Origin of the sequence: Amycolatopsis sp. SID8362 (genome assembly GCF_010550475.1) — a bacterium.
GTDB classification, from domain to species: Bacteria; Actinomycetota; Actinomycetes; order Mycobacteriales; family Pseudonocardiaceae; genus Amycolatopsis; species Amycolatopsis eburnea.
In genome coordinates this window covers 1-632 of record NZ_JAAGNB010000761.1, presented here as the reverse complement: position 1 = coordinate 632, position 632 = coordinate 1, and the positions used below count along the sequence as shown (strand labels likewise).

Annotated in this window: 1 protein-coding gene and 1 pseudogene; one reads left to right on the top strand and one right to left on the bottom strand. The window is 76.6% G+C overall.

Annotated elements, in window-relative coordinates; translation table 11 throughout:
- Window positions 1-351 (top strand): pyridoxal-phosphate dependent enzyme (locus tag G3I65_RS23550; RefSeq protein WP_160698029.1); only part of this gene is annotated, 351 nt, incomplete at its 5' end.
- On the opposite strand, the pseudogene G3I65_RS23545 reads toward G3I65_RS23550, so the two are convergent.
- Window positions 348-632: pseudogene (locus tag G3I65_RS23545) on the bottom strand (MFS transporter); the annotation flags it as partial. The gene G3I65_RS23550 and the pseudogene G3I65_RS23545 overlap by 4 nt on opposite strands.

The window sequence follows — 632 nt, the reverse complement described above, 5'->3', positions numbered from 1 at the left end:
GCACTGGCCGCGGACGCCGCCGACAGCCTCCGGCGCGGCGAGCTGGTCCGCTGGCCGCAGGCCGACCGCGCCCGCACGATCGCCGACGGCCTGCGCTCGCAGCCGTCCGAGCTGACCTTCGCGCACCTGCGGGAGGTCGTCGACCAGATGGTCACGGTCACCGAGGACGAGATCCGCGAAGCCGTGCGCGTCCTGGCCCGCCAGGCCCGCCTCGTCGCCGAGCCCAGCGGCGCGGTGACGACGGCGGCGTACCTCTTCCACGCCGAGGAGCTGCCGGCGGGCAAGACGGTCGTCCTGGTCTCCGGCGGCAACGCCGACCCGGCGATGTTCGCCGAGATCCTCGCGGGCTAGGAGCCGGCGACCGGGGTCCCGCCGCCGCGCACGTGCGTCGGCGGGCCCTCGACGCCGCAGTGGTAGCACTCGCCCAGGTGGGGGCACTCGTCGTCGGGCTTGGCCTTCGACGGCGGCTCGAGGACGCCGTTGTGGATGCCCAGCGCGATCAGCCCGCCCGCGATGGCCAGCGCGGCGCAGATGACCAGCGCCGTCCGCCAGCCCGCGGTGAGCGCCACCGGGTCCGCGTACGCCTCGCCGGTCAGCCCGGCCGCTGCGGGCAGCACCGCCACCGCCAGGAG